Source organism: Streptomyces sp. AC558_RSS880 (assembly GCF_019049255.1).
Lineage (GTDB): Bacteria > Actinomycetota > Actinomycetes > Streptomycetales > Streptomycetaceae > Streptomyces.
Genome location: NZ_JAGMUJ010000133.1, coordinates 1 through 21,656, shown reverse-complemented (window position 1 = coordinate 21,656; position 21,656 = coordinate 1). Strand labels below are relative to the sequence as shown.

The 21,656-nt window shown below is 72.4% G+C and carries 21 protein-coding genes; 9 read left to right on the top strand and 12 right to left on the bottom strand.

All coding sequences use genetic code 11. The annotated features are described in order from the left end of the window. Positions 1-13: 13 nt before the first annotated feature. Complete coding sequence (locus KUM38_RS31720; protein ID WP_217134540.1) at positions 14-1,354, bottom strand: ferric reductase-like transmembrane domain-containing protein; 1,341 nt, start codon at positions 1,352-1,354, stop codon at positions 14-16. A 149-nt stretch (positions 1,355-1,503) separates the two neighbouring features. Here KUM38_RS31720 and KUM38_RS31715 point away from each other — a divergent pair, with 149 nt between their 5' ends. Beyond that, positions 1,504-2,193 (top strand): response regulator transcription factor, encoded by a 690-nt coding sequence (locus KUM38_RS31715; protein ID WP_217134538.1) that lies wholly within the window; start codon positions 1,504-1,506, stop codon positions 2,191-2,193. A gap of 38 nt (positions 2,194-2,231) precedes the next feature. Then, on the top strand, positions 2,232-3,635 hold the full coding sequence (locus tag KUM38_RS31710; protein WP_217134537.1) for a cell wall metabolism sensor histidine kinase WalK: 1,404 nt from the start codon (positions 2,232-2,234) through the stop codon (positions 3,633-3,635). Between the two features lie 117 nt (positions 3,636-3,752). Here the strand turns inward: KUM38_RS31710 and KUM38_RS31705 are convergent, their stop codons facing one another. The 3 genes from KUM38_RS31705 to KUM38_RS31695 all read right to left on the bottom strand — a co-directional run bounded on the left by KUM38_RS31705 (position 3,753) and on the right by KUM38_RS31695 (position 5,319). After that, the gene (locus tag KUM38_RS31705) at positions 3,753-3,932 is read right to left on the bottom strand and encodes a hypothetical protein (protein WP_217134535.1); all 180 of its coding nucleotides are present in this window, start codon (positions 3,930-3,932) and stop codon (positions 3,753-3,755) included. Positions 3,933-4,024: 92 nt separating this feature from the next. Further along, positions 4,025-4,786 (bottom strand): hypothetical protein, encoded by a 762-nt coding sequence (locus tag KUM38_RS31700; RefSeq protein WP_217134533.1) that lies wholly within the window; start codon positions 4,784-4,786, stop codon positions 4,025-4,027. After that, positions 4,783-5,319: a sigma-70 family RNA polymerase sigma factor gene (locus KUM38_RS31695; protein WP_217134531.1), complete on the bottom strand. Its 537-nt coding sequence runs from the start codon at positions 5,317-5,319 to the stop codon at positions 4,783-4,785. The genes KUM38_RS31700 and KUM38_RS31695 overlap by 4 nt, the downstream gene beginning before the upstream one ends. A 481-nt stretch (positions 5,320-5,800) precedes the next feature. Between KUM38_RS31695 and KUM38_RS31690 the strand changes: the two genes are divergently transcribed. After that, complete coding sequence (locus KUM38_RS31690; protein ID WP_217134529.1) at positions 5,801-7,309, top strand: DUF4246 domain-containing protein; 1,509 nt, start codon at positions 5,801-5,803, stop codon at positions 7,307-7,309. A 55-nt stretch (positions 7,310-7,364) separates the two neighbouring features. On the opposite strand, the gene KUM38_RS31685 is transcribed toward KUM38_RS31690, so the two are convergent. The 6 genes from KUM38_RS31685 to KUM38_RS31660 all read right to left on the bottom strand — a co-directional run bounded on the left by KUM38_RS31685 (position 7,365) and on the right by KUM38_RS31660 (position 12,804). Next, positions 7,365-8,477: a sensor histidine kinase KdpD gene (locus KUM38_RS31685; protein ID WP_217134527.1), complete on the bottom strand. Its 1,113-nt coding sequence runs from the start codon at positions 8,475-8,477 to the stop codon at positions 7,365-7,367. A 2-nt stretch (positions 8,478-8,479) separates the two neighbouring features. Continuing rightward, positions 8,480-9,208: a response regulator transcription factor gene (locus KUM38_RS31680; protein ID WP_217134526.1), complete on the bottom strand. Its 729-nt coding sequence runs from the start codon at positions 9,206-9,208 to the stop codon at positions 8,480-8,482. 224 nt (positions 9,209-9,432) lie between these two features. Further along, positions 9,433-9,840: a peptide-methionine (R)-S-oxide reductase MsrB gene (gene msrB, locus KUM38_RS31675; RefSeq protein WP_217134525.1), complete on the bottom strand. Its 408-nt coding sequence runs from the start codon at positions 9,838-9,840 to the stop codon at positions 9,433-9,435. Positions 9,841-9,854: 14 nt separating this feature from the next. Beyond that, on the bottom strand, positions 9,855-11,243 hold the full coding sequence (murC, locus tag KUM38_RS31670) for a UDP-N-acetylmuramate--L-alanine ligase (protein WP_217134523.1): 1,389 nt from the start codon (positions 11,241-11,243) through the stop codon (positions 9,855-9,857). A 98-nt stretch (positions 11,244-11,341) separates the two neighbouring features. Then, positions 11,342-11,815: an indole-3-glycerol phosphate synthase gene (locus KUM38_RS31665; RefSeq protein ID WP_217134521.1), complete on the bottom strand. Its 474-nt coding sequence runs from the start codon at positions 11,813-11,815 to the stop codon at positions 11,342-11,344. 194 nt (positions 11,816-12,009) lie between these two features. Next, complete coding sequence (locus KUM38_RS31660; protein WP_217134517.1) at positions 12,010-12,804, bottom strand: pyrimidine reductase family protein; 795 nt, start codon at positions 12,802-12,804, stop codon at positions 12,010-12,012. 37 nt (positions 12,805-12,841) lie between these two features. On the opposite strand from KUM38_RS31660, the gene zapE reads away from it, so the two are divergent. The 5 genes from zapE to KUM38_RS31635 all read left to right on the top strand — a co-directional run bounded on the left by zapE (position 12,842) and on the right by KUM38_RS31635 (position 18,868). Next, positions 12,842-13,945: a cell division protein ZapE gene (gene zapE, locus KUM38_RS31655; RefSeq protein ID WP_217134515.1), complete on the top strand. Its 1,104-nt coding sequence runs from the start codon at positions 12,842-12,844 to the stop codon at positions 13,943-13,945. A gap of 395 nt (positions 13,946-14,340) precedes the next feature. After that, positions 14,341-14,922 (top strand): carbonic anhydrase, encoded by a 582-nt coding sequence (locus KUM38_RS31650; protein ID WP_217134513.1) that lies wholly within the window; start codon positions 14,341-14,343, stop codon positions 14,920-14,922. Between the two features lie 8 nt (positions 14,923-14,930). Then, complete coding sequence (locus tag KUM38_RS31645; protein ID WP_308409104.1) at positions 14,931-16,397, top strand: SulP family inorganic anion transporter; 1,467 nt, start codon at positions 14,931-14,933, stop codon at positions 16,395-16,397. Between the two features lie 164 nt (positions 16,398-16,561). Continuing rightward, positions 16,562-17,383, top strand: a complete 822-nt coding sequence (locus KUM38_RS31640; protein WP_254398063.1) for a slipin family protein — start codon at positions 16,562-16,564, stop codon at positions 17,381-17,383. 90 nt (positions 17,384-17,473) lie between these two features. Then, the gene (locus KUM38_RS31635) at positions 17,474-18,868 is read left to right on the top strand and encodes an alkaline phosphatase PhoX (RefSeq protein WP_217134509.1); all 1,395 of its coding nucleotides are present in this window, start codon (positions 17,474-17,476) and stop codon (positions 18,866-18,868) included. A gap of 61 nt (positions 18,869-18,929) precedes the next feature. Here the strand turns inward: KUM38_RS31635 and KUM38_RS31630 are convergent, their stop codons facing one another. Both KUM38_RS31630 and KUM38_RS31625 read right to left on the bottom strand, forming a co-directional pair. Beyond that, on the bottom strand, positions 18,930-19,415 hold the full coding sequence (locus KUM38_RS31630; RefSeq protein ID WP_217134507.1) for an SRPBCC domain-containing protein: 486 nt from the start codon (positions 19,413-19,415) through the stop codon (positions 18,930-18,932). After that, positions 19,412-19,813: a helix-turn-helix transcriptional regulator gene (locus tag KUM38_RS31625; protein ID WP_217134505.1), complete on the bottom strand. Its 402-nt coding sequence runs from the start codon at positions 19,811-19,813 to the stop codon at positions 19,412-19,414. Before KUM38_RS31625 ends, KUM38_RS31630 begins: the two co-directional genes overlap by 4 nt. Positions 19,814-19,899: 86 nt before the next feature. Between KUM38_RS31625 and KUM38_RS31620 the strand changes: the two genes are divergently transcribed. Further along, positions 19,900-21,423 (top strand): FAD-dependent oxidoreductase, encoded by a 1,524-nt coding sequence (locus tag KUM38_RS31620; protein WP_217134503.1) that lies wholly within the window; start codon positions 19,900-19,902, stop codon positions 21,421-21,423. Positions 21,424-21,656: the final 233 nt, after the last annotated feature.

Genomic DNA, 21,656 nt, shown 5'->3' with positions numbered 1-21,656 from the left:
CTCCGCGCGTCCGTCATCCGGCCAGGCTGAAGCGCTCGTAGTGGACCTGCCGCTTCGGTACGCCCAGCCCGCGCAGGGTGCGCAGGACCGCGGTGGTCATGCCGGGCGGGCCGCAGACGTAGACGTCCCGGTCGGTGAGGTCGGGCACGAGGCGGGACAGCTCACCGGGGGCCAGCCGGTCCGGTACGGGCGGGCCGGTGATCAGGTGCAGCTCGGCACCCTTGGCGCGGGCGAGTTCGCGCAGTTCGTCGTGGAGGACGGCGTCGGTCTCCGTGCTCACCCGGTAGAGGACGACGGCGTGACCGTGCAGTTCCTCCAGCAGGGCCCGGATCGGGGTGACGCCGACACCGCCGGCGATGAGCAGGGCGTCCGGGCGGGTGCGGTGCAGGGTGGTGAAGGCGCCGTAGGGGCCCTCGGCGAAGACACGGGTGCCGGGCTCGAGGTGGCGCAGGGCCGCGCTGCCGTCGCCGGCCGCCTTCACGGTGAGCCGCAGGGTGCGGCCGTCGGGCGCGGCGGACAGGGAGAACGGGTTCGCCTGCCACCAGCGGTCCTTCGTCAGGAACCGCCACAGGAAGAACTGCCCGGCGCGGGCGGGCAGCCGGTCCAGATCGCGGCCGGTGATGTGGACGGACACCACGTCGTCGTTCTCCGGGACGACGGCGGTGACCCGCAGCCGATGGCGCCGGTTCCGCCACAGCGGAAGGACCAGCCGGCCGGCGAACACCGCGGCGAGGGCGGCGCCCCACAGCCCGTACCAGTAGGCGGTGGCGGCGGCCGAGGCGGTGAAGGTGGAGCCGACGGCGACCTGGTGGGTGAAGGCCAGCACCACGGCGACGTAGGTGTACAGGTGGATGAAGTGCCAGGTCTCGTAGGCGAGGCGGCGCCGCGCGCGGCGGGCGGAGACCGCGCCGACGACGAGGATCAGCACCAGTGCGACGACCGCGCGCAGCACGCCCTCGACGGTCTCGGCGAGGTCGACGAGCTGGTTCACCGGGTCCATGGAGGACATCTCGGCGTAGCCGAAGGTGATGAAGACCGCGTGGCCGAGGAGCGTCCACAGCAGTCCGAAGCCGACCCAGCGGTGCCACAGGGTCAGCCGGTCCATGCCGATCCGGCGGTCCAGCCAGGGCAGCCGGGCCACCAGCAGCAGCTGGAACGCCATCAGCAGGGCGGCGTAGAGGCCGGTGAGGCGGCCGAGTACGACGAGGGCGTTCGCGCCGAAGCCCGCCTGGACGAAGAAGACGGCCACCACCGCCGCGTTCGCGGCGAGCAGGCCGTACAGGCCGATGCGCGCCACCGCCTTGGGGCGTCGCCTCGCGGTGGGGGGTGCGGGAGGCGATTGGACAGCTGTCACGCCGGAAACTCCTTGATCGGGTCCTGGGACTCCGAGCTTGGTCACAGGCGCTGTCGATTCCCTGTCGGTCAACTTTCAAGTTTTTATCGATCAGGACGCGGAGGCGCACCGCCTCTGGCGCCGCGGGCGGTGTGCCGCAGTATGGGCGGGTGGAAAAAGTACGACTCCTCGTCGTGGACGACGACCCGCCGATAGCCGACCTGGTGGCGACGGTCGCCCGCTACGAGGGCTGGGAGGCGGCCACCGCCAACTCGGGTGCGGAGGCGCTGCGCCGCGCCGCCGAGTTCCGCCCGGACATCGTGGTGCTGGACCTGATGCTGCCGGACGTCGACGGCTTCGGCGTCCTGGACCGGCTGCGGCGTTCCGGGACGATGGTGCCGGTGGTGTTCCTCACCGCCCGGGACGGGGTCGCCGACCGGGTGGCGGGGCTGACCCGGGGCGGGGACGACTACCTGGTCAAGCCGTTCGCCGTGGAGGAGCTGATGGCGCGGCTGCGCACCGTGCTGCGGCGCAGCGCGGGGCCGGGGTTCCAGCGGTCGGTGCTGCGGGTGGCGGACCTGACGATGGACGAGGACACCCGTGAGGTGCGGCGCGGTGAGCGGCTGCTGTCGCTGACGCCGACCGAGTACGAGGTGCTGCGCTATCTGATGCGGCGGTCGCCGACCGTGCTGACCAAGGCGCAGATCCTGGACCACGTGTGGGAGTACGGCTTCGGGGGCCGCTCCAACGTGGTGGAGCTGGTGGTGAGCCGGCTGCGGCGCAAGCTGGACGACACCGGTGCGCCGCTGATCCAGACGGTGCGGGGCTTCGGGTACGTGATCCGGCAGGCCGCCGAGTGAGGGCGTGTCTCCGGCGGCCGCGGGACACGTACCGGCGGATGCGGCTGGGCACCCGGCTGGCGCTGGGCCTCGGGGTGCTGTCGCTGGCGGTGTTCGCGGTCGTCGGCACCGCGCTCACCACGTACATGCACGACTATCTGGAACGGCAGCTGGGCGACCAGCTGAAGCTGATCCAGACCGTGCAGGCCAAGGACGCGGCGGCGCACGGCACGGTGCGGCGGAAGCCGTACTACGGCTGGTACACGGCGGTGTACGACGTCTCCGGCGACGCGGTCAGCCTGCGCAGGCCCTCCGACGTGCCCGAGGACACCCGCGCCCTGGCCGACCTCGCACGGGAGATGGCGCACTCCGACACGGAGCTGACGCGCACCGCGCGGATCAGAGGGGAGGGCACCTACCGGCTGCGCGGCTGCGAGGTCGAACCGGGGGTGGTGCTGGTGAGCGCCGCGCCCGTGGAGGACATCGAGGAGACCGTCGGGCAGCTGATCACGGTGCAGGTCGTGGTGTTCGCGCTCGCGCTGCTGGCCCTGGTGGTGTTCGGGCGGCGGATGCTGCGGCGCGGGCTGAAGCCGCTGAGCGACATGGCGCACACCGCGCACGGCATCGCCTCGCACGACCTGAGCGAGTCGGCGGCGCGGCTGCCGCTGCGCGCGGACGGCCGGGACGGCGGTCTGGAGGTGGCGGAGCTGCGCACCGCGTTCAACACGATGCTGGAGCACATCGACGACTCCCTCGCGGTGCGCGCGGAGGCGGAGCTGCGGCTGCGCCGGTTCGTCGCGGACGCCTCGCACGAACTGCGCACCCCGCTGATGTCGGTGCGCGGCTACGCGGACCTGTTCCAGTACGCCGCCGCCAACGAACCCGCCGAACGGGAACGGCACCTGGCCCGGCTGCGCGCGGAGGCCGCCCGGATGGGCGTGCTCCTGGACGATCTGCTGCTGCTCGCCCGGCTGGACGCGGCGGAGGTGGAGGCGCCGCTGCGGACGGCGGACACGGACCTGGCGGAGCTGGTCCAGCAGGCCGCCGACGCGTTCCGGGCGAGCCACCCGGGCCATCCGCTGGCGGTGACGGCGGGCTCCGGGCCGCTGAGGCTCCGGCTCGATCCGCAGCGCGTACGGCAGGTCCTGGACAACCTGCTCACCAACGCGGCCGTGCACACCCCGGCCGGTACCCGGGTGTCCGTGACGGTCTCCGTCGCCGCCGGCTCCGCGCTGGTGCGGGTCGCCGACGCGGGTCCCGGTGTCCCGGCGGAGGACCGGGAGCGGGTCTTCGACCGCTTCTACCGGGTCGACAAGGCCCGCAGCCGGGACCGCGGCGGCAGCGGGCTGGGCCTCGCGGTCGCCCGGTCCCTGGTGCGGGCGCACGGCGGCGACATCGAGCTGAGCAGCGAGCCGGGGGCGACGGTCTTCACCGTACGGCTGCCGCTGGACGGCGGCGCCTGACGGGCCCCGGCTGCCGCGGACGGCTCGTGCCGCCGGTGCGTGTGCGGGGCGTCCGGGGCGTGTGCGGGGCTGGTGACGGCTCGAACCTTCGGCTCAGATCTCGGCTCAGATTTCGGCTCAGATCTTCTGGCGGAGCCACCAGAAGACGAGGCCGACGGCGCCGGCGCCGGAGCCGTAGGCGGCGCCGCGCAGGGCGCTGGAGACGATGGCGTCGCGGCGGCGGCGGATCCAGGCGGACGACCGGTCGAAGCGGCCGGGGCCCTGCGCGGTGGGGGCGGTGCGGTGGGGCTCGTTCATGGCGGCGCTCTCTCGAGTGGGTGCTGTTCTCGAGTCCGGTGGGACGGGCGGCCCGGAAACCTTCGTCCCCGCCGGGCTTTCCTCGTGCGGGGTCAGTGCGGGGCGGACAGTTCGTGGATGCGGTCGGGCAACCGGCTGTCGGGCCGGCAGACCAGCCCGTCCTCGCCGTGGCGTTCGGCGAGCGCCTGGTAGCGCTTGCGCAGGTGGCGGGTGGGGATCGGCGTGGGTTCGCGGTGGCGGGCGCAGTAGGTGGTGAAGGCGTCCACGGCGCCGACCAGGTCGCGGGTGTAGTCGTTCGGGGGCCCGTCGAACCACTGTTGTGCGGTGCGGTCGCGCATGACGCTCATCTGCCGCTTCCAGAAGGCGGCTTCCCGGATCTCGCCCTGGCTGACGTGGCGCAGGTGGAGACAGTAGGCGGCGCCGGTGTGTTCGGCTCCGGCGGCGATCTGCCACCAGAAGACGGCGCTCTCGGGGTGGTCGACGAGGTGGAGGGTGCAGGCGAAGACATGGATGCCGTGGACGTCGACGGGCAGCCACTCGGTGAAGTCGTCGGGCGTGGGCTCGCCGTCGCCGTCGTCGCCGATGAGCGCGGCCAGTTCTTCGACGTGGTCGGCGGCGCCGGCCTCGGTGACGGTCCAGCGGGAGATGAGGTCGAGCTGGTGGCGGGCGCGGGTACCGTCGGGCCGGGACGGTGCGGGCCGGGTGTACCCGGCGTCCGCGGCCAGGCGGCGCAGTCCCTCGGCGGCGTCGAAGGGGCGCCGCTCCTCCCGGACGAACGGGTCGGTCTCGGCCAGGCGCCGGGTCCACGTCGCCTCGGCTTCGGCCAGGCGCTTGCTCCACACGGGAGGTGTCACTGGTCTGTCTCCTTCTCCTTCGTCGGTGTCGTCCCGCGGTGGTTGTGGTAGACGGGGGCGAGGCGCTTGCGGGCCTCTCGGAGGTGGTAGTCCACGGTGCTCACGGTGATGCCGAGGTACCAGCTGGTCTTCTGGCTGCTGTAGCGCAGGACGTACCGCAGGATGATCACGTCGAGCTGCCGCTGCGGCAGGTTGAGCAGCGCCGCGTAGAGGCCGATCCCGCTCTCCATCGCGGTGATCTCGTCGCGCGCCGCGGTCAGCGCTTCGTCGCCGACGACGCGCCGCAGGATGCTCCAGGTCTGCTGCGGGAGGTTGGCCTCGGCGAGCAGCGCGTCCCAGGTCCGGAGAACTTCCAGGAAGGCACGGTGGACCGCGCGCTCCGCAGCGTCGTTGGTGCGGAGCCGGTACAGCGCGTAGGAGTGCCAAGCCTCCTGGTTCATCACGTAGTGCGCCTCGAAGTCCAGCGGCAGGGGAAGCGGCGCCTGCGTGGAGGAACCGGAGCCGTCGTCGGCCCGGAAGACGTCTTCGTGCATGGATCCTCTTCGTTGAGGGTGTTCGGGTGCCCGGCGTGCGCCGGTGAGGATCACTCAATCGGGCCGGCGCCCGGAACACGCATGCACGCGACCGCAAATATGACCATCCGAATTTCAACGGTCACCTTCGGTGATCATGAACCGGGGGTGGAGATCCCATCTGAGCTGCGACGTCGATCTCCCGGGAAAGACGGACACTCACCTCGTGAAGTCGCTCCAGGTGACGGACGTCACAGATCGAGGCCACAGCATCTCGGCCAAATCCCTTCGAATCAGCCACTGTTGCGCTCGACCACGCGGTCCCGGGACGGACGGGACGGCGACCGTCCGGAGCAGATCCGGGCCCGGCACCGGCCGGGCGGGCCCACGGCCGGCGGGCGATCGGGGCGCCGCCTCCCCGTGCCGCCACGAGCGGGCCGCGGTGTCAGTCCGCTGAAGTATCCTTCCCGCCACCGCACACCGACTGGGGGGACCAAGAGAATTGTCTGGCCTGTCTGCTTTCCCGCTGCCCTTTCACGCTGCCCGTTCCCTACCGTTCGCGACCCCCCGAACGCTGCGGGAACTTGAGATGATGCAGTGCAGCGCACTCATCCGGGCGAAGCCCGGGTGGTTCGACAAGATGAACGACGCCGACATCGTCGCCAGGTGGACGCGGGAAGCGGTCGCCCAGGGGCTCACCGAGGCGCAGGTTCGCTATGTGCTGGACGAACTCCGGCACTACGCCGCGCTGCGGGACGGACGAACCGGCATCGAGGTGTCCGCCGTCGACGGGGTGTGGCAGTCGGACACACTGGTCGACGACGAGCTCAGGGCCCGGCTGCGCGAGGCGGTCCGGGTCCTGGAGCAGGTCCCCGAAGCGGAGCAGGACTGGCATCCCGGATCCGACGGCCAGGTACTGGATCTGGTGCATCCCTCACTGTTCTGCCTGGTGAGAGGGGTGAGCGGGGAGCCCGAGCGGGCTTGGCGGAACACGACGGACCACTACTCGAAGTACGAGTTCTCGGAGAAGTTCCAGTGGCTGCCCACGGACGTCGACGTCAGTGAGGACGGCGATGTCGTCTTCCGGTCGTACGTCAACAACGTCCACCCCGAGCGTCATCGCGAACTGGCCGCCGTGCTGCCGGAGTTGTTCGCGCGCTTCCGCCCGCTGTGGGAGAACGTGCTCACCGATCTGCGCTGTCCGAGGCCGCTGCGGATCGACGTCGATCCTTACCGCTGGTACGACTCGAAGCCGGTGTATCCGGACAAGTCCTTCTTCAGTGACGCCGCGGCCCACGCGGAAGCCGTCCGCGAATGGGGGAAGGCCTCGGACGACTGGTGGGAGAACCGTCGCCCGGTCGTCCCGGACGCCCCGGTCTTCACCCCGCCCGAGTCGCCCGACGAATCCGTCCGGGTCGATCTGCGCGGCCGCCGTCTCCAGGTCATCGTCAAGCTCGCCACCATTCATCTCACGCCGGACAAGCCCGAGTACGCGGGCGGCTCCTGGCATGTCGAGGGGATGCTGAACGAGCGGATCGTCTCGACCGGCATCTACTACTGGGACAGCGAGAACATCACCGAGAGCCGGCTGAGCTTCCGGGCGGCACTCGACGACCCGGAGTACGAGCAGAACGACGACAACGGCATGCGTGAGGTCTACGGCCTGGAGAACGAGGACGCGCTGAGCCAGGTGCTGGGATCGGCGTCGACGCCGGCGGGCCGCTGCCTGGCGTTCCCGAACATCCTGCAGCACCGTGTCGGCTCGTTCCGCCTCGCGGACCCCACCCGCCCGGGACATCGCAAGATCCTCGCGTTCTTCCTGGTCGACCCGTCGGAGAAGATCGTCTCGACATCCGACGTGCCACCGCAGCAGCCATGGTCCGACACGTCGACCATGACGCTGGAAGAGGCCAAGGACTACCGCGAACAACTCATGCACGAACGCAAGTTCTTCGTCGCCGAACACAACGAGCAGCTCTACGAGCGGGAATTCTCCCTCTGCGAGCACTGACCCTCTTCGTGCCCCGCCGGGCAGGTGCCCGGCGGGGCCCCACGGGGCGGGTGAGTCAGCCGTCCGTCGCCGGGAGCGTCACCTCGAAGCGGCAGCCGCCGGTGACGTTGCGGACGGCGGCGCTGCCGCGGTGGGCCTCGACGATGCCGCGGACGATGGCGAGGCCGAGTCCCGCGCCGCCCGGCGGGGTCCGGGCGTGGGTGCCGCGCCAGCCGGTGTCGAAGACACGGGGCAGGTCCTCCTCGGGGATGCCGCCGCAGCCGTCCGTCACGGACAGCACCACGCCCTCGTCCGAGCGCCGCGCGGAGACGGCGACCGTGCCGTCGGCCGGGGTCCGGCGGATCGCGTTGACCAGCAGATTGCCCAGTACGCGGCTCATCTCCCGCCCGTCCACCTCCACCGGCACCGGCTCCACCCGGTCCCCGACGAGCCGTACGCCGTGCTCGCGGGCGAGCGGGTCCGCGCCGGCGAGGGCGTCGCCGATCAGGTCGTACAGGGAGATCCGGGAGAGCGAGAGGGGCAGCGTGCCGGCGTGGATGCGGGAGAGCTCGAAGAGGTCGCCGACCATGTCGTTGAGCCGCTCCACCTCGGTGCGGATCTGTCTGAGGTAGCGGTCGGGTTCGGCGGCGACCCCGTCCTCCAGCGCCTCGGCCATCGCGCGCAGTCCGGCGAGCGGGGTGCGCAGGTCGTGGGAGATCCAGGCGACGAGTTCGCGGCGGGAGGACTCCAGGGCGCGTTCGCGATCCCGGGACTCGGCGAGCTTGACGCTGGTCGCCTCCAGCTCGCGGCTGAGCGCGGCGAGTTCGGCGGTGGACGGGCGCTCGGGCGCGGCGAAGTCCCCGCCGTCGCCGAAGGAGCGGGCGGCGAGCGCCAGTTCACGGCTGCGGGCGACGACCCAGCGGCCCAGCAGCAGCGCGGTGACCGTGGAGACCACGGCGGCCATGGCGACGACCGTCGTCACCACGCTCAGGTCGTGCGCCGACAGGAACATGGCCTGGGCGACGGCGAGGGTGCCCGCGAGCATCGCCGCCACCGCGACCCCGGCGACCACCGCGAGGTGCGCGATGAGCGACCGGCGCCGGATCAGCAGCAGCACGCACGCGCCGAGCGCTCCGGCCGCGGCGGCGCCGAGGAAGGCGAACAGGGCGATGAGCAGCATGTCCCGCACGCTCACTCCTCCCCGGAGCCGGCGGCGGGGTCGAAGCGGTAGCCGACGCCCCACACGGTCTGGACGATCCGGGGCCGCGCCGGATCGTCCTCCACCTTGCCGCGCAGCCGCCGCACGTGGACGGTCACGGTGGACAGGTCGCCGAAGTCCCAGCCCCACACCTCCCGCATCAGCTCCTCACGCGAGAAGGCCCGCCCGGGGTGCCGCAGGAAGAAGGAGAGCAGGTCGAACTCACGGATGGTGAGGGCGAGTTCGGTGCCGTTCTTGGTGGCCCGGCGGGCGGCGGGGTCGACGGCGAGACCGGCCGCCCGCAGCAGGCCGGACGCGGCGACCGGTGCGGGTCGGGTGCGGCGCAGTACGGACTCGACGCGCAGGACGAGTTCGCGCGGGCTGAACGGCTTGGTGACGTAGTCGTCGGCGCCGACCTCCAGGCCGAGGATGCGGTCGTCCTCGTCGCCGCGCGCGGTGAGCATGATGACCGGCACGGGCCCCTGCCCGCGCATCCTGCGGCACACCTCCAGACCGTCCATGCCGGGCAGCATGAGGTCGAGGACGACGAGGTCCGGCCAGTGGGCCGCCGCGCGGGCGAGCGCGTCGGGGCCGTCCCCGGCCCGGTCGACGACGTACCCGGCGCGGTCGAGGTAGCCCGTGACGATCTCGGCGACGGTGGGGTCGTCGTCGACGACGAGGACCCGGGCTCCGGCCTCGGCGTTCGGTGGTCGCTGCTCCATGCGGCCAGCCTCGCACCCCGCGCGCGCGAGCGGTGCGGCCGGGCCGCCGACGTCCGCGTTCCGTAAGGAGCCGATGCCCGCCGTGTCCTTCTCGCGTTCGCGGGGCGGGAGCCGTGACCGCCGCCTCCCCCGGCCCGCGCGCCCGGCTGACCGGTCGGGCCGTCCTCGTGCCGCTCCTCGACCGCCTGCCGCTCACCGGCCGGTGGGCGGCAGGCGGGTACGGATCAGCTCTCGGCGGGCTGCAGCCTCAGCGAGATGCTGTTGATGCAGTACCGCTGGTCCGTGGGCGTCGGATACCCCTCACCCTCGAACACGTGCCCAAGGTGCGAACCGCACCGCGCACACCGCACCTCGGTGCGCACCATGCCGTGCGACCGGTCCTCCACCAGCTCCACGGCGTCGGTGTCCTTCGGGTCGTAGAAGGACGGCCAGCCGCAGTGCGACTCGAACTTGGTGGTCGAGGTGAACAGCTCGGCGCCGCAGGCGCGGCAGGAGTAGACGCCCGTGGTCTTGGTGTCGGTGTACTCGCCGGTGAAGGCGGGTTCCGTGGCCGCCTGGCGCAGAACGGCGTACTCGGACGGGGACAGTTCCGCGCGCCACTGCTCGTCCGGCTTCTCCACGTCGTACGGCATGAGCTTCCAGCCCCTTACTTCGACAGACGGTCCAGGATCCGCGGGCCGAGGTCGGTGACGTCGCCCGCTCCCATGGTGAGAACGAGATCACCGGGCTTCGCCATTCCCGCGACCACCTCGGGGATCTCCGCCTTGTCGTGGACGGCGGTGACGTCCGCGCTGGCCGCCCGGGCGGCCTCGATGATCAGCTCGCTGGTGACGCCGGGGATCGGGTCCTCGCGGGCCGGGTAGATGTCCAGCACCACCGAGGCGTCGGCCAGGGACAGGGACTGGCCCATCTCCTCGCCCAGCTCGCGGGTGCGGGAGAAGAGGTGGGGCTGGAAGACGACGAGGATGCGGGCGTCCCCGGCGGCGGCGCGCATCGCCTCCAGGTCGGCGGTCATCTCGGTCGGGTGGTGCGCGTAGGAGTCGATGACCTGCACGCCGGCGGCCTCGCCCTTGAGCTGGAGGCGCCGCTTCACCCCGGTGTACGCGGCCAGCGCCGGGGCCAGCTCGGCGGCCGGGATGCCGAGCGCCACGCCCGCGGCGAGCGCGGCCACCGCGTTGTGCGCGTAGTGCCGGCCGGGGACGGAGACGGTGAAGGTGAGCGGGGCGCCGTCGAACTCGACGGTCACCTCGCTCTTCAGCCCCTGCGGGACGACCGACAGCACCCGCACGTCGGCGTCCGCCGACTCGCCGTACGTCACGGTCCGCACCGAGCCGTCCAGCCGGCGGGTCAGCTCGCGGGCGCCCTCGTGGTCCGCGGAGATCACCAGGGTGCCGCCGGGCACGATCCGGCCGACGAACGTCTCGAAGGACTGGTGGATCTCCTCCATGGACGCGTAGTTGGCGTGGTGGTCCAGCTCCACGTTGAGGATGATCGCGACCTCGGGCGCGTACTTGTGGAAGCTGCGGTCCGATTCGTCGGCCTCGGCGACGAAGATCTCGCCCGCGCCGTGCACCGCGTTGGAGCCGGGGGCGTCCAGGTCGCCGCCGATCGCGTACGACGGCTCCCGTCCCAGCTCGGTGAGGGAGACGGCCAGCATGGAGGTGGTGGTGGTCTTGCCGTGGGTGCCGGCCACCGCGATCGGCCGCAGTCCGTCCATCAGGGCGGCGAGGGCGTCGGAGCGGTGCACCACCGGGACGCCCAGCTCGGCCGCCCGGACCAGCTCGGGGTTGTCCTCGCGGATCGCGGAGGAGACGACCACGCAGCTGGCGTCGTCGGCGAGGTGGTCGGCGGCGTGGCCGATGTGCACGGTGGCGCCCAGCGCGCGCAGGGCGTCGGCGGTCGGGGAGTCCTTGGCGTCGCTGCCGGCCACCTTCGCGCCGCGCTGGGCGAGGATCTTGGCGATGCCCGACATCCCGGCGCCGCCGATGCCGATGAAGTGCGGTCGGTCCATGGCGGTAGGAAGGCCGGGTGCCATGCGTGTTCTCCCAGTGGTGCGACGAGCGGGACGGCGGTCTTCGCGCTCTCGCCGGAGAGCCGGGAAAGCCGGGAGGGCCGGGAGAGCGCCGCCCCAGCCTATGCCTTGCTGTGCGAGAAGAGTTTCAGCACCGGCACCCCGACCTTGTGCCGGGCCCGGGAGGCCCAGTCCCGGTGGAAGAACTCCTCCACGTAGTGCGGGTCGGTCAGGACGATCACCTCGTCCGCCCCGACCTCCTCCACCATGGCCTTCAGCGCGTCCAGGGGGTGGTCCCCGATGAGGCGGCCGTCCGCCGTGTCGCCGGTCGCGCGCAGGGCCTGCAGGGAGACCGCCAGGGCCCGTTCCCCCATGCTCCTGGCCTCTTCGCCCTCGGGGGTCTCGCCCTCGCGGACGGCCTCGTCGAGCTCGCCGAGCGCGACGTCGTCGATGGCCCTCAGCAGCCGGTCGGCCTGTTCACCGCGTGGCTGGAGCAGCACGTGGAAGGAGACCGGCTCGTCGCCGTGCAAGGTGGTGACGAACTCCACGTCGGCGGCCGTCAGGGCCTTCTCGATCATCAGTACGCTTGTGAACACCAGGCGCCCCTTCTCCTCGGAGGACCCTAGGGCCCCTCTCTGCTCCGTGGGCCGGGCCAGGCCCCGCGGAAACCATCCTGCCCGCGTTCGCACGGGTACTGCCGGATTCAGTGTTGCCCCTTCCCGCGCCGGCCGGACGAATGCGTTCCGCCGATCGCCGGACCAACGGCCACCGTCGGGCGCTCCCTCGGGCGTCAGGACCGCTGGTATCGCGTGAACAGGAAACCGTCCTCCTCCAACATCGACTTCAGCGTGAAGCGCCTCGGAAGCGTTACGGACGGTCCGCCGGCGATGCGCTGCGCGTCACCGGCGGTGAGCATCGGCGAGACGGTCAGACAGAGCTCGTCCAGCACCCCGGCCGCCACCAGCTGGCCCAGCAGTCGCGGCCCGCCCTCGGTCAGCAGCCGGGTGTGTCCGAGGTCCGCGAGGGCCCGCACCGCCCGCGCGGGGTCCACCGCTCCCCCCTCCCCTGCGGTGATCACCCGGGCGCCCGCCCGTTCGGCGGCGGCCACGCGGTCCGGGGCGGCCCCGGCGCCGGTCAGCAGCAGTGTGGGCATCAGGGGGGAGGTGAACAGCGGCAGCGAGAAGTCCAGGTCCAGGCCGGCCGTCACCACCGCGATCACGGGCGCGGGCCCCTGCCCGGCCGCCTCCCGCGCGGCCGCGAACTCCGCGCGTGCGCGTGCCGGACGGTAGCCCTCCTGCCGTACCGTCTGCGCGCCGACGACCACGACGTCGGCGAGCGCCCGCAGCGTGCCGAAGATCCGCATGTCGGCCGGGCAGGAGATGGGCTGCGAGCGGCCGTCGTGCTGGGCGGCCCCGTCGAGGGTGGACACCATGTTGGCCCGCAGCCACGGCTCCCGGCCGCCGGGCCCCGGCTCGGGGTAGGCGTACGCGGCGGCCAGCTCGGCGAGGCTCCACTCACGGCCCTCCTCCCCGCCGGGAGCTGCTGTTTCGTCGGTCACGTCGGTCACGGGGAACAGGCGTCGCATGCCGAGCAGTGTTCCACGGCCCGTAGCATGGGGGACCGTGTCGTCCTCCTCCTCCGCCTCCCGTCCCGGTCCGGCAGCCGACGTGGCTCCGCTGTCCCTGTGCGCCCGTGAGCCGCACGTGCCCGCGGACCGGCTCGTCGCCGAGATGGTGCCGCCGCCGCGGTTCGACTCGGTCCGCTTCGCCAGCTACATACCGGACCCGAACCAGCCGAGCCAGACCGAGGCCGTGCGCGTCCTCGAGGGCTTCGCGGCCGGTCTCGACGGGGCGGCGGCCGGCGACTCGGGCCGGCGCCGGCTGTTCGGCTTCGGCAAGGCGCCGAAGAAGGCCCCGGCCGGGCCGCGCGGCGTCTACCTCGACGGCGGCTACGGCGTCGGCAAGACCCACCTGCTGGCCTCCCTGTGGCACGCCACCCCCGCCGAGCCCTCCCGCAAGGCGTTCGGCACCTTCGTGGAGCTGACCAACCTGGTCGGCGCCCTCGGCTTCCAGCAGACCGTGAAGACCCTCTCCGGGCACCGCCTGCTGTGCATCGACGAGTTCGAGCTGGACGACCCGGGTGACACCGTTCTCGTCTCCACCCTGCTGGGCAAGCTGGTCGAGGCCGGTGTCGCACTCGCCGCCACCTCGAACACGCTGCCGGGCAAGCTCGGCGAGGGCCGGTTCGCCGCCGCCGACTTCCTGCGCGAGATCCAGGGCCTGTCGGCCCACTTCCGCGCCCTGCGCATCGACGGCGAGGACTACCGCCACCGGGGTCTGCCCGAGGCGCCGGCGCCGCACTCCGACGAACTGGTGACGCGGACGGCGCACGCCACCGAGGGCGCCTCGCTCGACGCCTTCCCCGATCTGCTGGACCATCTCGCGCGGGTCCACCCCAGCCGCTACGGCGCCCTGACCGACGGGCTCCGCGCGGTGTGCCTCACCGGGGTGCGTCCGGTGCCGGACCAGTCGACCGCGCTCCGGCTCGTCGTCCTCGCGGACCGGCTCTACGACCGTGAGGTGCCCGTACTCGCCTCGGGGCTGCCGTTCGACCGGCTGTTCAGCGAGGAGATGCTCGAGGGCGGCTACCGCAAGAAGTACTTCCGGGCGATCTCGCGGCTCACCGCGCTGGCCCGCGACGCGGGACGGCTCGCCGAGGCCCGCTGAACCGCACGTCGGACACCTGATCGACCCGTCGTCGATCAGAGGCGTATTCGCGCCAACCCACCCTTTCTTTTCGGGCTCTCTTCGCCACGAAACATTGAGTTAACCCTGCAAACGACTTTGCAGGGTTAATGTGTTTCTTGACCAACCGTTGACCAAGCCTTGGCGCGCGGAAGAGGTGCGAACCGCCTTGCGAAGCACGCATGTCCCGAGGTCCGGCGACTGCGGCCCCACCCCGGTCCCTTGCCGTCGCTTTACCTGCGCTTCACTTCTTCGCGTTTCCCACACCCTTCACACCCGCGTATACATTTCGTGAGGCAAGGGCCATGGGTCAGCGGCGTCCGACCTTTGTCATGCCCGTCCGACGCGCCCCCACGCGCGCCAGGAGGAATCACCAGATGCAGCCCCTCATCGACAACGCCCGCACGTTCGGACAGCGCCCTGAGGAGTTCGCCCGCCTCGCCGAGGGTCAATCCCCCGACGTCCTGTTCATCACCTGTTCCGACTCCAGGGTCGTACCGGCCCTGATCACGGGCGCCCGGCCCGGCGAGCTCTTCGAGCTGCGCACCGCGGGCAACATCGTCCCGCCGTACGCCCCCGGGCGCCCCACCGCCGAGGCGGCCACCGTCGAGTACGCGGTGGGGGTCCTCGGCGTGACGGACATCGTGGTCTGCGGCCACTCCCACTGCGGGGCCATCGGCGCGCTGGTGCGCGGCGACGACCTGGACGCCGTGCCCGCCGTGCGCGACTGGCTGGCGCACGCCGCCGACGAGCCGGCGTCGGCCGACGCGACGGACCCGGCCTGCGCGGAGGCGGTCCAGCACCACGTCCTGGCCCAGTTGCTGCGGCTGCGCTCGTACCCGTGCGTCGAGCAGCGGCTGGCCTCGGGCCGGCTCCGGCTGCGCGGCTGGTACTACGAGGTGCACACCGGAGCCGTACGCGAACACCGCGCGGACACCGACGCCTTCGAGGCGCTGTGAGCACGGCCGTGTCCAGGTTCCCCCACCTGCGGCAGGACTTCGCCGCCTCACTCGTCGTGTTCCTCGTCGCGCTCCCGCTCTGCGTGGGCGTCGCCGTCGCCTCCGGTGTCCCGGCCGAACTCGGCCTGGTCACCGGCATCGTGGGCGGGCTGGTCACCGGTCTGCTGCCGGGCAGCAGCCTGCAGGTGTCCGGTCCGGCCGCCGGGCTGACCGTGCTGGTCTTCGAGGCCGTCGACACCTACGGGCTGCCCGCGCTCGGCGTGATCGTGCTGGCCACCGGGCTGCTCCAGCTGGCCATGGGCGCGCTGCGGCTCGGACGCTGGTTCCGCGCCATATCCCTCTCGGTGGTCGAGGGCATGCTGGCCGGCATCGGTCTCGTGCTCATCGCGGGCCAGCTCTACGCGGCCGCCGGGCTGTCGGCGCCCGCCTCCGGCGTCGACAAGATCCTCGGGCTGCCGGGGGCCGCCGCGGACGCGCTCGGCAGCACCGAGGCGCTCGCCTCGCTCGCGGTCGGCGCGGGCACCGTCGCCGTGATGGTGCTGTGGCGCCGGATGCCGGGCCCCGCCGGCGCCGTACCGGGCGCGCTGGCGGCGGTCCTGCTGGCGACGGCGGTCACCCTCGCGTTCGGCGTGCCCGTCGCGACGGTCGAGGTGCAGGGCCTGCTCGACGCCGTCCAGCCGCCCGGCGCGGACGCCTTCGGCGGGCTGGAGATCGGCATCCTCGGCACGATCGTCGCCTTCACCCTGATCGCCTCCGCCGAGAGCCTGTTCAGCGCCGCCGCGGTGGACCGGCTGCACGACGGTCCGCGCACCCAGTACAACAAGGAGCTGATGGCGCAGGGCGCGGGCAACGCGGTCTGCGGGGTCCTCGGCGCGCTGCCGATGACCGCGGTCATCGTGCGCAGCTCGGCCAACGTCCGGGCGGGCGCCAGGACCAAGGCGTCCCGGGTGCTGCACGGCGTGTGGCTGCTGCTGTTCGCCGCGCTGCTGCCGTCCGCGCTGGCACTGATTCCGCTGCCCGCGCTGGCCGGCATCCTGGTCCACGCCGGCTGGAAGCTGATCCCGTTCCGGGCCGTGGCCGCGCTCTGGCGGGGCCACCGGGGCGAGGCGCTGATCCTGGTGGTCACCGCCGTGTCGATCGTCGTGGTCAACATGTTCGAGGGCGTGCTGATCGGTCTGGCCCTGTCGGTCGCCAAGACGGCCTGGGAGGCCTCGCAGGCGAAGCTGGAGGTCATAGACAAGGGGGCGGGCCCCCTCCAGGTGTACCTGTCGGGCAACGCGACCTTCCTGCGCCTCCCGAAGATCCTGGACACCCTGGAGTCCCTCCCCCAGGACCGTCCCGTCGAACTGGACCTCACCGGCCTCCACCACCTGGACCACGCCTGTCACACGGCCCTGAAGAACTGGTCCGAACGCCACAGCACACCGGGCACGGCCCCGGTGAAACTCACGGAGACACCGGTCGCGACACATTAGGGGCGCTTCCCAGGGGCGCGGGGCCGTGTCGGCATGCGGCCCCGCCGCCCCTTCCCGTCCCGCCCCCACCGCCCACCCGGCGTGGCCCCGCACCGAACACCGGGCATATCGTTGCAGCAGCGGACGAAAGCAAGCACAGCAGACCTCTGAACCGGGAGGTCACCATGGTCGAGGAACTGCTCACCGCAGCCGCCGGCACCGCCGCAGCCGCAGCCGCCTACCTCCTCGCGGCGGCCCGGGTCGTCAAGCAGTACGAGCGCGGCGTCGTCCTCCGCCTCGGCCGCCTGCACGGCACCGCGCGCCCGCCCGGCTTCACCCTCGTCGTCCCCGTCGTGGACCGCCTGCACAAGGTGAACCTCCAGATCGTCACGATGCCGGTCCCCGCCCAGGAGGGCATCACCCGGGACAACGTGACCGTACGGGTCGACGCGGTCGTCTACTTCAAGGTCGTCGACGCGCCGGCGGCCATCATCAACGTCGAGGACTACCGGTTCGCGGTGTCCCAGATGGCGCAGACCTCGCTGCGGTCGATCATCGGCAAGAGCGACCTCGACGACCTGCTGTCCAACCGCGAGAAGCTGAACCAGGGCCTGGAGCTGATGATCGACAGCCCCGCCATCGGCTGGGGCGTGCAGATCGACCGCGTCGAGATCAAGGACGTCTCCCTGCCCGACACGATGAAGCGGTCCATGGCCCGCCAGGCCGAGGCCGACCGCGAACGCCGGGCCCGCGTCATCAACGCCGACGCCGAACTCCAGGCGTCCAGGAAACTCGCCGAGGCCGCCCAGGAGATGTCGGAGACCCCCTCCGCCCTCCAACTGCGCCTGCTGCAGACCATCGTGGCCGTCGCCGCCGAGAAGAACTCCACCCTCGTCCTGCCCTTCCCCGTCGAACTCCTCCGCTTCCTCGAACGGGCCCAGCAACCCGCGCCGGACCACCCGGCGGAACCCCGCCCGGAGCCCGACGGCCCCCGCCCCGGGCCGTGACACGTGCTACGCGCGTGGTTCCCGGGACCCGCACCAGGTGATAGACACGACCGGGTCACAGTTCCTGTCCGCCAGCAGGAAGGTTTCCCCATGTCAGAAACCGGGTCCACCACCGGTTCCCCCGCGACACGGCGTCAGGTGCTCGCCCGTTCCGGTGCCCTCGGCATCGGCATCGCCTTCACCGGCGCCCTCTCCGAACTCTTCACCGGCACCGCCGCCGCCCGGAACCTCGGCCACAGCGGTTACGGCCCCCTGGTCCCCGACCCCGACGGACTGCTCGACCTGCCGAAGGGCTTCCGCTACGAGGTCCTCTCCCGCGAGGGCGACCCGCTGCGCTCCGGCGAGGGCCCGGTCCCCTCCAACCACGACGGCATGGCCGCCTTCGCCGGCCGCCACGGCCGCGTCCACCTGGTCCGCAACCACGAGAACCGCGCCACCGGCAGGGTCCCGGTCCCGGTGGTCGACGGCCTGACCTACGACCCGGAGGGCAAGGGCGGCTGTACGGCACTCACCCTGGACCACCGCGGCCGGGTGCTGTCGGAACGGGTCGCGATCGCCGGTACGGCCGTGAACTGCGCGGGCGGACCGACCCCCTGGGACACCTGGCTGACCTGCGAGGAGACCGAGGACAAGGCCGGCACAGGCGGCTACGCCAAGGACCACGGCTACATCTTCGAGGTCGACGGCGCCGACCCGCGCCGCACGGGCGCCGTACCGCTGACCGCGATGGGCCGCTTCCAGCACGAGGCGGTCGCCGTGGACCCGAAGCGGGGCGTGGTCTACGAGACCGAGGACGCCTTCGAACGGCCCTTCGGCCTCTTCTACCGCTTCCTGCCGGAGAAACCCCTGGGCGGCACCGGTTCGCTGCGCGCGGGCGGCCGGCTCCAGGCCATGCGGGTGCCCGGGGTGCCCGACCTGTCCTCGATCCAGGACATCGGTGCCCGCTTCGACGGCATCGAGTGGGTGGACGTACCGGACCCGGGAGCCGCCGGAACACCCATCCGCCACCAGGACTTCGGCCCGAAGGGCATCACCCACGCGCAGAAGCTGGAGGGCTGTTACTGGGGCGGACGCTCGGTCTACTTCGTGTCGTCCTTCGCCCGCAGCGCCGAGGGTTCGGCGGCCGACCACTACGGCCAGATCTGGCGCTACGACCCGGACCGGCGCCGCCTCACCCTGGTGATCGTCTTCGGCCCGGACACCGACGTCCGGCTGCCCGGCGAGTCACCGGACAACATCTGCCTCGCGCCCGGTGGCGGCCTGATGGTGTGCGAGGACGGCGGAGGCGCCCAGCACGTCTACGGCGTCACGCGCCGGGGCGAGGTCTACGCGATGGCCCGCAACCGCCAGAACGTCGGCACCCCCGAGGACCCGGAGTGGGGCGAGTTCGCCGGTGTCACCTTCTCCCCGGACGGCCGCACGATGTACGTCAACTGCTACGACCCCGGTACGACGTTCGCCGTGACGGGCCCCTGGCGCGGGTAGCCGCAGCCGCACGGCGAGCGGGACGGAGGGCGGTGCGCCGCCCTCCGTCCCGGCACGGCGTTCAGCCCGCCAGAAGCGCGTCCATCTGGCCGACGGCCTGGCTCATCCCCTCCACCATGCCCATCTCGGCCAGCTGCTCCATCTGCTCCCGGGTGTCGAAGACGGACCGCAGTTCCATCCGGGTGCCGCCCCCGTGCTCGGTGAGCGTCATCCGTACCGAGGTGGTCGGCATCTCGGGGTTCGGCTTCCCCTCCTGGTCGGAGAAGCCGTCGGTGAACTCGAGGGTGGTCGGCGGCGTGACCGAGGAGACCCGCCACCAGCCGCCGTACTTCTCGCCCTCCGGGCCGGTCATGAAGTACTTCACGCCGCCGCCGGGCGTCAGGTCGTGCTCCTCGAAGGTCGCCGGGTAGCTCGGCGGGCCCCACCAGCGCTCCAGCAGCCGCGGGTCGGCCCACAGCCGCCACACCCGCTCCACGGGAGCGGTGAAGTCGGCGACGAGGGTGAGCGTCAGCTTGTCGAGGTCCTTGTCCACGCTGGTGACAGTCATCTGTCCGGTCCTTCCGTCGTGTTCTCGTCGTGGGCCGGGGCCCCGGAGTCGCCGGTCCCGACGTCCTCCGTGAGCAGACCGGACATCCGGTCCACCCGCGCCCGCCAGGCCGACTCCAGTTCGTCGAGGGCCTGCCGCGCCCGGCCCACCGCATCGGGATCGGTGCGCACGAGCTGCTCCCGTCCGCGTCGCTCCTTGGTGACCAGACCGGCCCGCTCCAGCACCGTGACGTGTTTCTGCACCGCGGCGAAGCTCATCGGGTATGCCGCGGCCAGGCGTGACACGGACAGCTCACCCCGGACACAGCGGCGGAGGATGTCGCGCCGCGTCGCGTCGGCCAGGGCGTGGAACAGCCGGTCCACGGTTTCGTCGGTCTCGTCGACCCCATCTACAACCATTTGGTTGTACGTTAGTCCCGGGCCGGCCGCCGTGCAAGAGGGCCGCCCGGACGGTGAACCGGCGGCGCCGGGGTACTCGGCGCCGCATGACGGAGAAGCAGCAGGCAGGCGGCTCGTACTGGCTCCAGACCGCACCGGGCGGCCGGCACGCCGCACTGACCGGGGACCTCGATGTCGACGTGGCCGTGATCGGCGCGGGCATCGCCGGCCTGTGCACGGCCCGGGAGCTGGCGCGGGCGGGGAAGAGCGTCGCGGTGCTGGAGGCCGGACGGGTCGCGGCCGGCGTCACCGGGCACACCACGGCCAAGGTCACCGCCCTGCACACACTGGTCTACGACAAGCTGCGCCGCACCCGGGGCACCGAGGGCGCGCGTCTGTACGCCCGTTCGCAGTCCGAGGCGATCGAGCACACCGCCCGGGTCGTGGAGGAGCTCGGCGTCGACTGCGAGTGGGAGCGCCGCAGCGCGTACACCTACGTCCGTGACGCGGACCGGGTGGAGGAGCTGCGCGCGGAGGCCGAGGCGGCGCGGGAGGCGGGCCTGCCGGCCTCCTTCGTGACGGAGACGGGTCTGCCGTTCCCGGTGGCGGGCGCCGTCGAGGTGACGGACCAGGTGCAGTTCCACCCCCGCAAGTACCTGCTGGCCCTCGCGGACGACATCGTCGCGCACGGCGGACGCATCCACGAGGACACCACCGTCCTCGGCCTGGAGGAGGGCACACCGTGCCGCCTGTCGACGGCGGCCGGGGCGACGGTGACGGCCCGGGACGTCGTGGTCGCCACCCACTACCCGGTCTTCGACCGGGCGCTGCTGTTCACCCGCCTCTCCCCGCGCCGCGAACTGGTCGTCGCCGGGCCCGTCCCCGCCGGCCAGGACCCGGACGGCATGTACATCACCCCCGAGGAGAACACCCGCTCGGTCCGCACGGCCCCCTACGGCGACGACGGCACCCGCCGCCTCCTGGTGATCACCGGCGAGCACTTCACGCCGGGCACGGGCGACACCCGCGCCCTCTTCGACCGCCTCTCCGCCTGGGCCCGCACGCACTTCCCCGACGTGGAGCTCACCCACTCCTGGGCCACCCAGGACAACGACCCCACCGACACCGTGCCGCTCGTCGGCCCGCTGCACCCGGGCGCCCGGCACACCTACGTCGCCACCGGCTTCGGCGGCTGGGGCATGAGCGGCGGCATGATGGCGGGCCTGCTGCTCACCGCGCAGATCACCGGCCGGGAGTGCGCGTGGAGCGGGCTGTACGACCCGCGCCGACTGGCTTCGGCCCTGCGCGAGGCCCCGTCCTTCCTCAGGACCCAGGCCGAGGTCGCGCGGCACTTCGTCGGCGACCGGCTGCGACCGGCCCCGCCGGCCGAGGCACTGCCGCCGGGCGAGGGGGCCGTGGTCCGCACGTCGGGCGGCCGGCTCGCGGTCTACCGCGACGACGACGGCACCCTGCACGCCGTCTCCGCCCGCTGCACCCACCTGGGCTGCCTGGTGGACTTCAACGCCGCCGAACGCGCCTGGGAGTGCCCCTGTCACGGGTCCCGCTTCGACACGGACGGCAAGGTCATCCAGGGCCCGGCGACGCGACCGCTGGAGCGGCGCGACATCTGAGGCGGTGCGGCAGGGGCGGGCGCCCACCCACCCGGGTGATGCGGAGACCGGCCGGGACAGACAACAACACGAATGCTATGAATATGACCATATCGTCATACGGTGATCACTCCCGTACGTCGAGCAGCCGCCGTATGCGTGCTGGCCACCGCCCTCGCCGCCTGCGCCGCCCCTCCCCCCGCCCGCCAGGCGCCCCGCCCCGCGCCCTCCGTACCCTCCGCGTCCTCCTCCCC

What these genes read in the sequence shown, in the direction of transcription:
- KUM38_RS31710 (WP_217134537.1), top strand. Translation starts at nt 2,232, where the DNA reads ATGCGGCTGGGCACCCGGCTGGCGCTGGGCCTCGGGGTGCTGTCGCTG.
- KUM38_RS31705 (WP_217134535.1), bottom strand. Translation starts at nt 3,932, where the DNA reads ATGAACGAGCCCCACCGCACCGCCCCCACCGCGCAGGGCCCCGGCCGC.
- KUM38_RS31695 (WP_217134531.1), bottom strand. Translation starts at nt 5,319, where the DNA reads ATGCACGAAGACGTCTTCCGGGCCGACGACGGCTCCGGTTCCTCCACG.
- KUM38_RS31680 (WP_217134526.1), bottom strand. Translation starts at nt 9,208, where the DNA reads ATGGAGCAGCGACCACCGAACGCCGAGGCCGGAGCCCGGGTCCTCGTC.
- msrB (WP_217134525.1), bottom strand. Translation starts at nt 9,840, where the DNA reads ATGCCGTACGACGTGGAGAAGCCGGACGAGCAGTGGCGCGCGGAACTG.
- murC (WP_217134523.1), bottom strand. Translation starts at nt 11,243, where the DNA reads ATGGCACCCGGCCTTCCTACCGCCATGGACCGACCGCACTTCATCGGC.
- KUM38_RS31660 (WP_217134517.1), bottom strand. Translation starts at nt 12,804, where the DNA reads ATGCGACGCCTGTTCCCCGTGACCGACGTGACCGACGAAACAGCAGCT.
- KUM38_RS31650 (WP_217134513.1), top strand. Translation starts at nt 14,341, where the DNA reads ATGCAGCCCCTCATCGACAACGCCCGCACGTTCGGACAGCGCCCTGAG.
- KUM38_RS31640 (WP_254398063.1), top strand. Translation starts at nt 16,562, where the DNA reads ATGGTCGAGGAACTGCTCACCGCAGCCGCCGGCACCGCCGCAGCCGCA.
- KUM38_RS31635 (WP_217134509.1), top strand. Translation starts at nt 17,474, where the DNA reads ATGTCAGAAACCGGGTCCACCACCGGTTCCCCCGCGACACGGCGTCAG.
- KUM38_RS31630 (WP_217134507.1), bottom strand. Translation starts at nt 19,415, where the DNA reads ATGACTGTCACCAGCGTGGACAAGGACCTCGACAAGCTGACGCTCACC.
- KUM38_RS31625 (WP_217134505.1), bottom strand. Translation starts at nt 19,813, where the DNA reads ATGGTTGTAGATGGGGTCGACGAGACCGACGAAACCGTGGACCGGCTG.
- KUM38_RS31620 (WP_217134503.1), top strand. Translation starts at nt 19,900, where the DNA reads ATGACGGAGAAGCAGCAGGCAGGCGGCTCGTACTGGCTCCAGACCGCA.